Origin of the sequence: Streptomyces sp. NPDC050759 (assembly GCF_044456945.1) — a bacterium.
Classification (GTDB): domain Bacteria; phylum Actinomycetota; class Actinomycetes; order Streptomycetales; family Streptomycetaceae; genus Streptomyces.
In genome coordinates this window covers 148405-160742 of sequence record NZ_JBITGI010000013.1, presented here as the reverse complement: position 1 = coordinate 160742, position 12338 = coordinate 148405, and the positions used below count along the sequence as shown (strand labels likewise).

The following is a 12338-nucleotide window of genomic DNA, read 5'->3' as shown; positions in this document are numbered from 1 at the left end:
CGTTCCGTGGGGTTGTCAGGCTTGCGCGGTGGGCCGGACGACGATCTCGTTGACGTCGACGCCGGCAGGTTGCTCGATCGCATAGCCGATGGCGGACGCGATGGCGGACGGAGGCATCGCGATCTCGTCGCGCATCTTGGTCATCACAGAGGCGACCTCGGGGCTGGCCCCCTTGCCGACGCCTTCGGTGTGGGTGAAGCCGGGCGAGACGACAGTCACGCTCAGGTCGGGTCCCGACTCCTGGCGCAGGCCTTCGGAGATCACGTTCACCGCCGCCTTGGTGGCCGCGTACACGGCCTGCGGGGGGATGACGACGTAGGCCGCGGTGGAGCTGACGTTGACGAAGTGACCGAAGCCCTGTCGGCGGAAGAGGGGAAGGGCCGCGCCGATACCGTTGAGCAGGCCGGTGATGTGGGTGGAGACCATGGCGTCCCAGTCGTCCTGGCGCAGGTCGTCGAACGGCGAGACGGCCATCGTGCCTGCGTTGGAGATGAGGACATCGAGGCGGCCGTACTCCTCGATCGCCGTGTCTGTGAGGCGCCGGAGGTCTTCGCGGCGTGTGACGTCGACGAGGACGCCGGTCGCGGTTCCGTCCTTGGCCGTGATGCTGTCCACGACGGCGTTCAGCCGGTCCTCGCGTCGGGCACCGAGCACGAGGTGGGCTCCCTTTTCGGCGAGGAAGTTCGCGGTGGCCTCGCCGATACCGCTGCTGGCACCCGTGATCGCGATGACCTTGCCCTGGATGGTCGACATGATCATTTCCTTAGGTGGAGTATGCGCAGGTCACCTTGTGACCTACAGTGGAAGCGGGGATGTCCCCACTTCCACGAAGGTAAACGGGGACATCCCCACTTAGCAAGTCGAGACAGACTCACGGGAAGGAGATACGACAGCGATGGCCGACCAGGGGCACCGTCCGTTGCGGGCCGACGCCCAACGCAACAGGGACAAGATCCTCACCACTGCGGCGCGCGTGTTCACCACGGAGGGCCTGGATGCGCAGATGGACCGCATCGCCAAAGAGGCGGGTGTGGGCAACGCAACCCTGTACCGCAACTTCCCCACTCGCGAAATCCTGGTCGAGGCGGTCTACCGCAACGAGGTAGTGCAGCTGTGCGACGCAGTCCGCCCCCTGCTTGCGCAGAAATCGCCCTACGAGGCCCTGCGCGCGTGGACGCGCCTCTTCCTGGACTACGTCACGACGAAGTACGGCATGATCGACGCCTTGCGAGCCATCGCCGCGGCGGGAAACAATCCCTATGGCCACAGCAGGGAGATGATCCAGGAGGCCGTCGCCACCCTCATGAAGGCGTGCACGGCAGCCGGAACGATCCGAACCGACATCCCCCCCACCGACATCAGCGCAGCCCTCGAAGGTATCGCCCTCACCTCGGCGGGCACCGAACACCGACAGCAAGCGGAACGCCTGCTCGACCTCATCTTGGACGGCCTCAAGACCCGTCCGTGAAGACCCATGGCTTGTTGCCCGAGCTGGTGCTAATCAGATCGGAAAGATGGCTGAGGATCGTGAGCGGAGTGTGGATCAGCGTCTTGAGGCGCCGGCCGATGAGGCCCAGCAGTGAGTTCTGGTGCACGATCGGGTGACATCTGAACTGGCTTGCCCTGCGGGGCGGCTGGGAAGGATGTCGCTGTGCCCAAGCCTTGTCCGGAAGAGTTCCGCGAGGATGTCGTGCGAGTGGCGGGGAACCGCGGCCCGGGTGTGATGGTCGAGCAGGTGGCCGCCGACTTCGGAGTGCACGCGATGACGCCGTGGAAGTGGATGTGTCGCGCGGACATCGACGACGGGACCAAGCCGGGAACGAACAGCCGGGACGACGCGGAACTACGGGAAGCACGTCGGCGGATCAACCTGCTGGAGCAGGAGAACGAGGTCCTGCGCCGGGCCGCGGCCTACCTGTCTCATGCGCACCTGCCGGGAAAAGGATCTACCCGCTCGTGAAAGAGGTGGCCAGGGGTGGAATTCCCGTCGCGGTCAGGTGCCGGTCCTGAAACTTGCCCGCCAGCCCAACTACCGCTGGCTGGAGGGCCAGTGACCGATGCCGAGTTCGAGCAGGCCACACGAGCGAACGCGTTGTTCGACGCTCACCGCGAGGATCCGGAGTCCGGCTACCGATTCCTGGCTGACGAAGCCCGCGGCGTGGGATCCGGCATGGCCGACCGGACCGCGTGGCGGATCTGCCGGGACGACAGCTGGCGGAGTGTGTTCGGGAAGAAGCGCGGCAGATACAAGAAGGCCGGTCCGCCGGTGCATGACGACCTGGTTCGCCGTGACTTCACGACGGACGGCGCGAACCGGCTGTGGCTCACTGAGTAGCTATTGTCTTCCGATCTTGAGGGTTGTGCGTCGAACGGGAGTCTCGATCGGGTGGTTTCCGCTGGCTACGGCCTGCAATCAGGGCCTTGACAGCTCGGGGTTGCGGAGCCGACCGAGACGGCTTACCTCTCTTCTGCACTCAGTCGCTGGGCCGCCGTGTCGCCGCGCCGACCGACCGGTACGACACCTGTCGCGGCACCGAGGCCGTATGCGGGCATGTCGTCGTACACCGATTCATGGGAACCTGCTGGGACGATGAATGTCTCGTGCCAGATACCCACACGGCCCTTTCCATCGCGTGCCCGCCGGTTGAACGCCGTCCATGCGGGCCGGTGCTCCTTGTCCTGCTGGTGAGCGTAGGCAAGGAGGTGTTCCTTATCAGTCCAGTACTGGATGACGTAGAAGTCTCGGGGACTGCCGAAGAGCAGCTTGTAGCCAAGAAGTCCGCTGCTCTTTTCCTGTGACAGCTCACGCAGCATTCGCGGCATCGACATAAAAGCTGGCACCCAACTGGAGAGTGACCGCAGCCGGTTGATTCGTAGCCCGATATGGAAGACGACGATATCGCCTTCAGACGCGGCGGTGTTGCGACCCGGTAATATGTCTGGTGGGCCAGGGCCGCCTGCCCCAGCACGGCGAAAGGACCCGCGGTGGTGACGCCGCAGTTGTCCTCGGCAGAGCTCACGGCCGCACGTCGGCGGGGCCGGCACCCGACGTGTCCACTACGAGGACGCCTCCCAGGTGGCTTCGCCGGTCTCTGATGGCCCGGAGGACACCGTGAGTTGGCCCCACTCAGCGATCTCCGTGCCATGGTCTGACAGTCTGGCCTACCCCGGGCCGCTGGTCACGCGGGTCGGTAGACGTGGGCGATGGCACCGCCGCTGAACGCTGTCGTGCTGATCAGCTTCAGGTCCATCGGATCGGCGAACATCGGCAGGCCGCTGCCGAGTACGACCGGGTGAACCAGCAGCCGGTATTCATCGACGAGCCGCAGCCTCGACAGTGACCGTGCGAAGCCGGCGCCGCCGTGCGCCAGGATGTCCTTGCCGGGCTGCTGTTTGAGGCGGGCGATCTCGGTGGCGAGGTCGCCGTCGGCTATGCGTGAGTCGGCCCAGTCGGCGTCCTTGAGCGTGCGGGAGAAGACGACCTTGGGAATGTTGTTCATCGGGGCGGCGAAGACCTCGGTTGACGTCGGCCAGTGGGCGGCCATGCCGAGATAGGTGGGCCGCCCCATGATGTGAGTGCCGGCCTCTCGGAGGGTCTGTGCCAGCCAGGCTGTCGCATCGTCGCTGAGGCTGGGGAAGATCCAGTCGACGCTTCCGCTGTCCGTCCCGACGAATCCGTCGACCGAGACGGATATCTTCAACACCAGTTTCCTCACGTCGAGCCTCCTTGGCCGCTTGGCATGCGTCGATACCCGTGGGGACTCCGGGCATGGGAAGAACTCATCGCTCCGGATGCGAAGAGGCCGCGGAACGCTGCAACTGGGAGGCATGCGATCAGGCGTCGGCTTGATGGGTCTTGGCATGGGCGAGACGGTAGGAGTCGGTGCCGGTCTCGATGATGTTGTGTTGGAAGAAGCCATGCAGGCCATGTGCCCATGGGATGGCTCCTGGGACCGATGGGACTCGCGAGGCATGATCAGCACTTGGCTCAGATCACTCGAGGACGACGCCGCGGCCGTTGCATCAGCGGTCTTGCGCGACGACCCGGACTCGGCGGAGCACTACAGTCACAACAAGTGTGACTGATTCCCAATGATTCCTGTCAACCCAGTGAGCCGTAAGGTGCGGCCCATGGAATCGTTGATCGCTGCCGTCCGCGGGCAGGACGAAGTTGCCCGTTTCCTCGCTTGGCCGGGTGACTTCGACCTGGACCGAGGCGACCATGTCGAAGAGGTCCACCTCGCCTCGGGCGCCGCGCTCGAGGGTTTCGCCGGTGACGGCGCCGGGGGCACGTACTTCTTCTGCGGTGAAGGTGGCGAGGAACGTCCCATCCTCTATGCCGACTCCGAAGGAGGTGCGGCTCTGGTTGCGATCGGCCTGCCCGAGCTCTTGCGACTGCTGCTGGTCGCCCCGTGGTGGCGCGACTGTCAAGCGTTCACGGAAGAGGAGAGTCGCGAGCTCGCGGCCGAGTACCTGGAGGACATGCCAGATCTCGTGGCCCAGAGAGACCGTGCCGCGGCAGCCCTGAGCCTCGACCTGCCGGGCCAGGCAGACGTCTTGGCCCGCTTGCGGGAGGTAGCTGTTCGGATGGGAAAGAACTTCGTCCTCATCTTCACGCCGGAGGGTCACTCCTACGAGCCCCTCATCAGGAGCTGAGACGCATCGCGGCAGCGAGCACGCACCGTCCCAGGCAACAGGGATCAGCCCGTCGTGAGACCGCGCTGAGGTGGTAGGACATCGAAGGTTTGTTGGTCGCGGACGAGGCCCATAGGACGCCGAGGCGTCGACGGGCGAGTGCGAGGATCGCCTGCTTGTGGCTTTTGCCCTCGGACCGTTTGCGGTCGTAGAAGGTCTTCGAGGTGGGACAGAAGCGAGCGGCGATTTGAGCGGAGAGGTAGAAGACGTGCAGGAGCCGGCGGTGGTAGCGGCGGGGCCGGCGCATGGTGCCGCTGATGTTCTCTGAGTCCCGTGGGACCGGGGCGAGACCAGTGACTCCGGCGAGGCGTCCCCCACTCCTGAGGGCGTCCATGTCCCCTCCGGTGCGGGCGATGAACTCGGCCCCCAGCAACGAGCCCATTCCGGGCATGCTGACGATCACTTCCGCGTCGCGGTGCTCACAGAAACGGGGCAGCGATCTTCAGGTCGATGCTGGAGATCTCCTTGTCCAGCGCCGATACGGCCTTGGCCAGGGTTTGGACCACGGCTGCGGCCGTGGTCTCCCCGGCGACAGCCGTGTGCTGGGCCTGCGCCGCAGCGACGGCGGTGTCAGCCAGGGCCTGCGTGCCGGGCACTTTTTGATGCGGCGTAGTCGAACGCCCGCTCCAGAGCGGGGCAGTACTCCAGCAGCTGAGCGCGCATTCGGTTGATGGCCCGCGTGCGGTCCGCTGCCAGGTCGTGGCGGCAAGCGGTGAGGATCTTCAGGTCCACCGCGATCGCATCCCAGTCCTGCAGAGACTGCAGGTACCGGCGCATCCGGGACTGGTCGGCGATGACGTAGGCGTCCTTGGCATAGGTCTTGCCGTCCCCTCGATAGCTGCGGGAGGCGTGGTGAATGGTGCGGCCAGGGGTATGCAGGAGCAGTTGGCCGTGACTGATGAGCAATGCGATCAGCAGGGCGGCTCCGCCCGCGTTCAGGTCGACGGCCCAGGTCACCGGGGCATCCTGAGCCAGCGCGAGGACGTCGCCTATCAGCTACAGCAGTTCCGCCTCGTTGTTCGGTACTCGGCGGAGAGCACCTTCGTCCCTTCTGTCTCGATCACCGTGCAGTGGTGCGCGGCCTTGCCGGCGTCTGTCCCCGCCGAGAGCTCGGGCACCTGAGCCTCCCTCGTCGATCGGTCGACTGGTCCCTGCAGACGACCACGCCGACGTGTCCTTACGAAGCGATCTGTTCGCGCATCCCAATGAGTGGCCGTGTCGTCGTGGGGCGCTGGGCGGCCTCTTCAGTCAAAGCCACACGGACGGCATGAGCGCTTTCAGCCACACCCAGGCCCCTGGGCCTCGCGATCGTACGAAGGACCGGAATCAACCCGCCAACAAGGTATGGAGCGCTTGAGTTGGCGGATTCCGTCAACTCAAGCGCTCAGCCGCGTTCGATGGTCGATGGGGCGTCACGCTGGTTCGACGGGAAGCCACAGCTCGCAGGTCGCGGTGCTGAAATCGTCCGCGCGCTCGAGGACCGCGACGACCGAGGGCCCCGACCGCAGCCGCCACGGGTTGGAGGGGAACCACTCGGTCGCGGTCGCCGCCCAGGTCGTCTGCAGGGCCTGCGGATGCGGTCCGCTGGTACGGAAGACTGCCCACATTCCAGGTGGCATCTCGAGGGCGTCGAGCCCGTCCGGGACCGGCGTGTCCCGGCTGAGGGCGACTCCGTGCAGGTAGGTCAGTTCACTGCCCTCTCTGCCGTCGGGATCGACGTCATCGGTGACCTGCAGCAGGCCCTTCGGTTCGGTGTCGCCGAGGGTCTTCAGCCGCAGATGCTCCTCCGGCGGTAGCGCAGCGATGTGCGCCTGGATGTGCGGGTTGACGCCCTGATGAATAAGCGGAACCCGGGTTGCGTGTCCGGCCAGCCGGAATGCAGGGCGGTCGACGAGGCGGGTGTCCATGGGGATACTCCCTTCCCTTCAACAGTCAGGCGGAACCTGAGCTGCGGTTGTGTGCGCAAGGGGCCTCCATTACGGCGCACGTCACTGGGGCTGGCACCGTGGACCGCCCGGAACGCGCGTTCGAACGCCTCGCTCGAGCCGTAACCGTGCCGGACGGCGATGCCCAGCAGATCCCCCTTGCCCCGGACGACGTCGGCGGCGGCGACTGTCATGCGGCGCCGCCGCACGTACTCCGACAGCGGCATACCGGCCAACGACGAGAACATCCGACGCAGGTGGTACTCGGTGGTGCCGAGCGCCCCGGCCACCTTGTCGACGTCGACATCCTCGGCGAGGTGCTCCTCGACAAGATCGACAAGTTGGTTGAGTGCCGAGATCATTAGGAAGCCTCCCTTTCGACTCCCACTCTGGCAGCAGGCACCCCGGCAACACCCGACCGCTGCGATCCGATCTGGTCAGGCGCGTGGACTGACGCGGTTCGCCGCTTCCGACCTATCGATCTCGGGCTCAAGCCCAACGCGCCGACTCGAGAGGCATTGTCAAATCGTGTGGATTGACCGGACAGCCCAATGACCGGTCGGTCAAGCAAGCGGCTTGCGGTAACGGACGTACTCGTGCTGCCGCCGGAACCCCACCTCTCTGCCGAACCCGGACGGGTGCCCGAGGGCGCCCGTCCGGGAGGTGTCAGAGCTGACGGAAGTAGACCGTGAGCGGGAGGGGAGTGCATCCGAGGGCCTCGTAGAGGGCTCGGGCCGGCGCGTGGAACTGGTCTCCTCCGGTGCCGATCTCGACGACCTCGGCATCGAGGGCCCGCATCTGGTCGAAGGCGTGCTCGCACAGTGCGGTAGCCACGTGGTGGCGTCGATGCTCGGCCGAGACGGCGAGGATCGTGACCTCACCCTTCTTGCGGGCCTGGTCGACGTTCCACGCCACGTAGCCCGCGATGGTCTCTTCGACTTCGGCGACGGCGATGTATGTGTGCCGTTCGGGCGCGTGGAGTTCGGCGACCTGTTTGCGGTAGTCGTCGCGCCAGTTGCCGTGCTGAACAGTGAAGACGTCCTCGCCCATCAATGGGCGGAAGGAGTCCTCGTAGAACGGCCGGAACGTGTCGATGGTGAGTTCGGTCAGTGGTGCCAGGTCGTGCTGGGTGAACGCGCGGATGAGCATGGAAGTGTTGCCTCTCAGGCTGAGGGCTTGATACCCGGGCGGAACAGGGCATCGATCGGCCCGCTCCCGGCCGCAGGATGGGCGGTGAGCCGGGCCCCTCAGTGACGTGCACGCCAAGCGTCGAAGCACTCCATAGTCCGCATCGTAGCGCCCGTCGCGCTTTTCGAATCCTTCGATCACAGCCACTCGTTGATGGCTGCGATGAGGACGGTCGCCTCGTAGCGGACCGCCAGCTTGTCGTATCTCGTGTCGACGGCACGGTGCCTCTTGAGGCGATTGATGCCGCACTCGACCGCGTGGCGCTCGCGGTAGTCGACGGGACGCACTTCGGCGGCCGACCGCCGCGGGACCCGCGCTGCTTACGGTTACGCACCTGGTCCGCCTTGTCCGGGATCGTGCAGCGGATACCTCGTCTACGCAGGTAGGCGCGGTTCCTGCGGGAGGCGTACGCCTTGTCAGCGCGCACGCGATCCGGTCGAATGCGCGGCCGGCCCACCCCAATGCGGGGCACGCGAACTTTCTCCAGCACGGCCTCGAACTGCGGCGAGTCGCCGCGCTGCCCAGCCGTCACCCCGATTGACATGGGCTTCTGGCCCTGCTCGACAGCCAGGTGCAGTTTGGTGGTGAACCCGCCGCGCGAGCGTCCCGGCCCGTGATCAACGGGCTCCCTGAACACACCCCTCGGCCGTCGCAAGCGCCTTTCGTCACTGTGAGTGACCGTTTGTGAACCTCATGAGATTGAAGCGGGGATGTCGTCGGCGAACCCCTGGCTCGCTGTCCGGACATCGCGAGGCGAGGCGACTCCGGGCGTTCCGGGGGCGTAATCAACGACGGCCACGCAGCATCGACCGGCCTCATTGGACCTCTTCCATCGTGATTTCTGCGGGTCACCGGCTCTGGTGTGAGCGGCGGGTGGGACCCTCGAGCCGGTCGGCGGCCTGATCGCCTCAGGGTGATCGTCTGTCACCGGGAGATCTCGGTGTTCGTCAGCGCCAGCAACGCCCGCAGCAGGAGGGTGACGCGACGGGCGTTCATGCGGACCTTCGTCGTGGACGTGGCGGTGGGTGATCAGGCGGACGGCGAGCCCGAGGGATGGCGGGTGCGCGACACCCGCTGGGAGTGCGGGTGCCACGTGACGAGACCCCGAGGAGGCCCGGCCGAGCAGCGCGTAAGCAACTCGTCCAGCAGTTACGTGGACGCCGGGCGATGGTCAACCCGTCGCGCACCGGCAGCATGACCGAGTTCGCCCGCTCACCGGCCGTGATGCAGGTCGTTCAGCCGCCGGAGCCCGGGCCATAGAGCGCAGCGATGTCTTTGGACGTCGCCCACCGGCTGTAGGTGGGCGACTGAGGCCAGCCCTCGGGCGAGTCCTGCCACTCCTCCTGCCGTCCGTACGGCAGGACGTCGATCAGCGGGAAGGTGTGACTGAGCTGTTCGGTGCCCCGGCCGTTGGTGTGCCAGGTGCGATAGACGGTGTCGCCGTCGCGCAGGAACACGTTGACCGCGAATCCTGCGTCGGGCGGTGCACCGACGTCGGCCCCGAAGGTGCTGTTGGCAGTCGAGTACCACGTCATCTGGTTGCCGACCCGCTGCCGGTAGGCGAGTGCCTCTTTGATCGGGCCCTGGGTGACGATGACGAATCGCGCATCGTAGTTGTCCAGGAACTCCAGGCGGGTGTACTGCGAGGTGAACCCCGTGCAGCCCGGGCACTGCCATTCCTTGCCGGCGAACCACATGTGGTTGTAGACGATCAGTTGCCTCTTGCCTTCGAAGACGTCCGCCAGCCGAACGGGGCCGTCCTCGCCCTCCAGGGTGTAGTCGGGCATCTCGACCATCGGCAGGCGACGACGCTCGGCGGCGATGGCGTCAAGCTCCCGCGTCGCGGCCTTCTCCCGGGCACGCAGCGCCTCGAGTTGGCGCTCCCAAGATGCGGCGTCGACGACGGGTGGTAGTGCGTGGGTGGTCATGGTCCCTCACAGAACTCGTGTGCAGCTTTCGCTCGTGCAGAGGTAGACCCCACCGGGCCCCGGAACTCATCGGCCCCAGCCGCCCCTGCGCGAAGGGGGCGTCAACGCGTTCGGTGCCTCCTCGACAAGCTCCGCTCACCGACTCCGAATGCGCCGAAGCCGTCTCGGCCCAGGGGCGGCGAGTCGTTTCGAGCGCATCCCATGACCGGACGGGCACTGTCGCCCGGATCCTGGGTCATCGGTGGCACGGTCTACGATCAACGCTGCCGAGAAAACCGCTTACTACCGGGGGCTTGGGGCTGTGGACGACCGGGATCCGATACTCGCTGACCGCTACCGCCTGGTGCGCCCGCTGGGGCGCGGCGGGATGGGGGAGGTGTGGGAGGCGCAGGACGTCAGTCTGCGGCGGCCGGTCGCGGTCAAGGTGATCTCGGTCCTTTCGGGTGGCGGCAGTCGGGCCGACGAGGCGCGCGCCCGGTTTCTTCGGGAGGCGCGGATCACCGCCGCGCTGCAGCATCCCCATATCGTGACCGTCCACGACCTCGGTGAGGCAGCCACCGGTCAGGGCACGACGCCGTTCCTCGTGATGGAGCTGCTCCGGGGCGAGGGCCTGGACGCCGTCGTCCGGAGCGGCCCCGTCGGCGAGGAGGAGGTGGCGCAGTGGGGGACACAGGTGTGTGACGCGCTGGGTGAGGCGCATGCTGCCGGCATCCTCCACCGCGACATCAAGCCCGCGAATCTGTTCGTCATGGCCTCGGGCAGCCTGAAAGTGCTCGACTTCGGGATTGCCCGCGCCGCCGACGCCTCGGCCACCGGTGACCGGCTGACGCAGACCGGGTTCATGGTGGGCACGGCCGCGTACATGGCACCGGAGCAGGCACGCGGGCGCCCCGAGCAGCGCAGCGACCTGTACTCCCTCGGGTGTGTGCTGTTCGAACTGCTCACCGGGCGGCTGCCGTTCGTCGCCCCGGACGTTCTCGGGTACGTCACGGCGCACCTTCACGATCCGGCTCCCGCGCCGAGCAACCTCGCGCCCGGCGTCTCCGCTCCGTGGGACCGCCTGGTCGGTCGACTGCTGGCCAAGGACCCGCGCGAGCGATACGAATCGGCCGCTGTGCTCGCCGAGGAGCTGCGGCGCCTCAGTGGTGTGCGGCAGGCCGTACCCGCGGCCCGTCGCTACACCCCCACCGTAGTCGACAGGGAGGAGCACGGGCCGAGTTCAGCGCCTTCGGCTGCCCCCGGTTCCGACGATCTCGCGGCGGCATCCACGGTTCAGGCGTCTGTCGGACCGCTCGATGGAACCGGTATGAGCCGGCGCAGCCTGCTCCGGAGGGGCGCGGGCGTCGCTGCGGTCGCGGTCGCCGGAGGGGCAGCGGCGATGTACCTGACCGGCGACCCCGAGCGGGACCCGGTCGCCTGGTCGCAGAAGATCGCAGACGTCGACGTGATCAACTCCAACGGTCCGGACGTCGTCCTGGCCGACGGCCGGTGTCATGTGGCCGCAGGCCACGACAACAAGAAGACCGCCGCGCTCCACACCTTCGACCTTGCCACCGGCAAGCGTCTGTGGAGGGTGTCCCTCGACGCGGCCTGGGCCCGCGCAGCGCGCTTCACGGTCGTCAACAGCACGGTACTCGCCCTGGTCCAGGACAACGATGAGGAAGGCGGACGGGTGCACGCCTTCGACGCCGCGACCGGCGAGCGCCGGTGGCAGCGGCCGGTCTCCGACAGTGACATGGGGCTGGCCGTGCACCGGCCCAGCGGCCTGCTGATCACCGGAGAAGGCGGTTCGGTGACCGGAATCGATACACGCACCGGCGACACGCGATGGGGGATCGACGTGTCGGCCCCCTACGACGCCACATGGGTCCTGGCCGGCGACCTGATCCTCTGCAGCGGCGGAATCGCCGTACTCGGCAAGACGGGCGAGACGCTGTGGACACGCTCCGACTACGACCCGCACGGCGACCTGGCGCAGGCCCTGGGTGAGGGTCTGCTCTGCTACGAGACCGGCCGAACAGTCCCCCTCGACCTCGTCTGTCGCAAGGCGGACACAGGTGAGGTGATGTGGCGGACCCCGTTCCAGAAGACCAAACCGGAATTCATCATCGGGGCCTATCAGCCGCTCGACGAGTTGGTGTCGGGCACCACGGTGTTCCTTCCACTGCCCGCGGGGTCCCGCCGGAATCCGACCGCACTGAACGGACTCACCGGCGAGCGGATCTGGACGTACGGCAGTACGTACGAAGAGGTTGGCCTGATGGAACGGGCGACGACCAGCGTGGCGGGCGGGTTCGTCCTGCCCACGAGGTCGGGGCCGGTGTGCCTGGCCGCCGCCGACGGAAGGGAACGGTGGCACGCCGATACTCAGCGAGTGCAGACCACCCGCACATACGCCCTGCTCTCCGGGACAGAGCAGGCACGAGTGTTCCAGCGCTGGACCAGCGTGCGGATCGTCGGAGTGGAGCGCGGCCGCACGCTCTGGACAGGCCAGTTCGACAGCCCGGCCGTGAGCGACCCTGCCGCGAGCGGCGACTCCATCGTGCTCCTCGACGACAACGGCACACTGTGGGCGATACGGGTATGACCTTTCGGGCCCGGC

12 protein-coding genes and 3 pseudogenes are annotated in these 12338 nt (G+C 66.9%); 5 read left to right on the top strand and 10 right to left on the bottom strand.

Translation table 11 applies throughout. The annotated features are described in order from the left end of the window. Positions 1 to 15: 15 nt before the first annotated feature. The gene (locus ACIBJB_RS32735) at positions 16 to 753 is read right to left on the bottom strand and encodes an SDR family oxidoreductase (RefSeq protein ID WP_398935951.1); all 738 of its coding nucleotides are present in this window, start codon (positions 751 to 753) and stop codon (positions 16 to 18) included. A gap of 142 nt (positions 754 to 895) precedes the next feature. Between ACIBJB_RS32735 and ACIBJB_RS32730 the strand changes: the two genes are divergently transcribed. The 3 genes from ACIBJB_RS32730 to ACIBJB_RS32720 all read left to right on the top strand — a co-directional run bounded on the left by ACIBJB_RS32730 (position 896) and on the right by ACIBJB_RS32720 (position 2335). Then, the gene (locus ACIBJB_RS32730; protein ID WP_398935949.1) at positions 896 to 1468 is read left to right on the top strand and encodes a TetR/AcrR family transcriptional regulator; all 573 of its coding nucleotides are present in this window, start codon (positions 896 to 898) and stop codon (positions 1466 to 1468) included. A gap of 228 nt (positions 1469 to 1696) precedes the next feature. Continuing rightward, positions 1697 to 1960 carry a transposase gene (locus ACIBJB_RS32725; protein WP_398935946.1) on the top strand — a complete coding sequence of 88 codons (264 nt, stop codon included), beginning with the start codon at positions 1697 to 1699 and terminating at the stop codon, positions 1958 to 1960. A 90-nt stretch (positions 1961 to 2050) separates the two neighbouring features. Next, a complete protein-coding gene (locus tag ACIBJB_RS32720; RefSeq protein WP_398935944.1) occupies positions 2051 to 2335 on the top strand; it encodes a hypothetical protein in 285 nt (94 codons plus the stop codon). Between the two features lie 122 nt (positions 2336 to 2457). Here ACIBJB_RS32720 and ACIBJB_RS32715 read toward each other — a convergent pair whose 3' ends face one another. Both ACIBJB_RS32715 and ACIBJB_RS32710 read right to left on the bottom strand, forming a co-directional pair. Continuing rightward, complete coding sequence (locus ACIBJB_RS32715; RefSeq protein WP_398936218.1) at positions 2458 to 2937, bottom strand: DUF4188 domain-containing protein; 480 nt, start codon at positions 2935 to 2937, stop codon at positions 2458 to 2460. 242 nt (positions 2938 to 3179) lie between these two features. Further along, positions 3180 to 3716: a dihydrofolate reductase family protein gene (locus ACIBJB_RS32710; RefSeq protein ID WP_398935942.1), complete on the bottom strand. Its 537-nt coding sequence runs from the start codon at positions 3714 to 3716 to the stop codon at positions 3180 to 3182. A 415-nt stretch (positions 3717 to 4131) separates the two neighbouring features. Here ACIBJB_RS32710 and ACIBJB_RS32705 point away from each other — a divergent pair, with 415 nt between their 5' ends. Beyond that, positions 4132 to 4656, top strand: coding sequence for a hypothetical protein (locus ACIBJB_RS32705; RefSeq protein ID WP_398935940.1), 525 nt, complete (start codon positions 4132 to 4134; stop codon positions 4654 to 4656). A gap of 106 nt (positions 4657 to 4762) precedes the next feature. On the opposite strand, the pseudogene ACIBJB_RS32700 reads toward ACIBJB_RS32705, so the two are convergent. The 7 genes and pseudogenes from ACIBJB_RS32700 to ACIBJB_RS32670 all read right to left on the bottom strand — a co-directional run. Then, positions 4763 to 5813 (bottom strand): annotated as a pseudogene (locus ACIBJB_RS32700) (IS110 family transposase); the annotation flags it as partial. Between the two features lie 294 nt (positions 5814 to 6107). Then, positions 6108 to 6602, bottom strand: a complete 495-nt coding sequence (locus ACIBJB_RS32695; protein WP_398935938.1) for a GyrI-like domain-containing protein — start codon at positions 6600 to 6602, stop codon at positions 6108 to 6110. A 131-nt stretch (positions 6603 to 6733) separates the two neighbouring features. After that, positions 6734 to 6847, bottom strand: a pseudogene (locus ACIBJB_RS32690) (AraC family transcriptional regulator); the annotation flags it as partial. A 439-nt stretch (positions 6848 to 7286) separates the two neighbouring features. After that, positions 7287 to 7769: a GNAT family N-acetyltransferase gene (locus ACIBJB_RS32685; RefSeq protein WP_398935935.1), complete on the bottom strand. Its 483-nt coding sequence runs from the start codon at positions 7767 to 7769 to the stop codon at positions 7287 to 7289. Between the two features lie 176 nt (positions 7770 to 7945). Continuing rightward, positions 7946 to 8095 carry a hypothetical protein gene (locus tag ACIBJB_RS32680; RefSeq protein ID WP_398935933.1) on the bottom strand — a complete coding sequence of 50 codons (150 nt, stop codon included), beginning with the start codon at positions 8093 to 8095 and terminating at the stop codon, positions 7946 to 7948. A 68-nt stretch (positions 8096 to 8163) separates the two neighbouring features. Beyond that, positions 8164 to 8445: pseudogene (locus ACIBJB_RS32675) on the bottom strand (transposase); the annotation flags it as partial. A 598-nt stretch (positions 8446 to 9043) separates the two neighbouring features. Continuing rightward, complete coding sequence (locus tag ACIBJB_RS32670; RefSeq protein ID WP_398935931.1) at positions 9044 to 9736, bottom strand: DUF899 domain-containing protein; 693 nt, start codon at positions 9734 to 9736, stop codon at positions 9044 to 9046. A 301-nt stretch (positions 9737 to 10037) separates the two neighbouring features. Between ACIBJB_RS32670 and ACIBJB_RS32665 the strand changes: the two genes are divergently transcribed. After that, positions 10038 to 12323 carry a PQQ-binding-like beta-propeller repeat protein gene (locus ACIBJB_RS32665; protein ID WP_398935929.1) on the top strand — a complete coding sequence of 762 codons (2286 nt, stop codon included), beginning with the start codon at positions 10038 to 10040 and terminating at the stop codon, positions 12321 to 12323. The last annotated feature ends 15 nt before the right edge of the window (positions 12324 to 12338 follow it).

Excerpts from the sequence above, each read along its gene's own strand:
- ACIBJB_RS32735 (WP_398935951.1), bottom strand. The coding sequence starts at position 753 with ATGTCGACCATCCAGGGCAAGGTCATCGCGATCACGGGTGCCAGCAGC.
- ACIBJB_RS32730 (WP_398935949.1), top strand. The coding sequence starts at position 896 with ATGGCCGACCAGGGGCACCGTCCGTTGCGGGCCGACGCCCAACGCAAC.
- ACIBJB_RS32685 (WP_398935935.1), bottom strand. The coding sequence starts at position 7,769 with ATGCTCATCCGCGCGTTCACCCAGCACGACCTGGCACCACTGACCGAA.
- ACIBJB_RS32705 (WP_398935940.1), top strand. The coding sequence starts at position 4,132 with ATGGAATCGTTGATCGCTGCCGTCCGCGGGCAGGACGAAGTTGCCCGT.
- ACIBJB_RS32695 (WP_398935938.1), bottom strand. The coding sequence starts at position 6,602 with ATGGACACCCGCCTCGTCGACCGCCCTGCATTCCGGCTGGCCGGACAC.
- ACIBJB_RS32670 (WP_398935931.1), bottom strand. The coding sequence starts at position 9,736 with ATGACCACCCACGCACTACCACCCGTCGTCGACGCCGCATCTTGGGAG.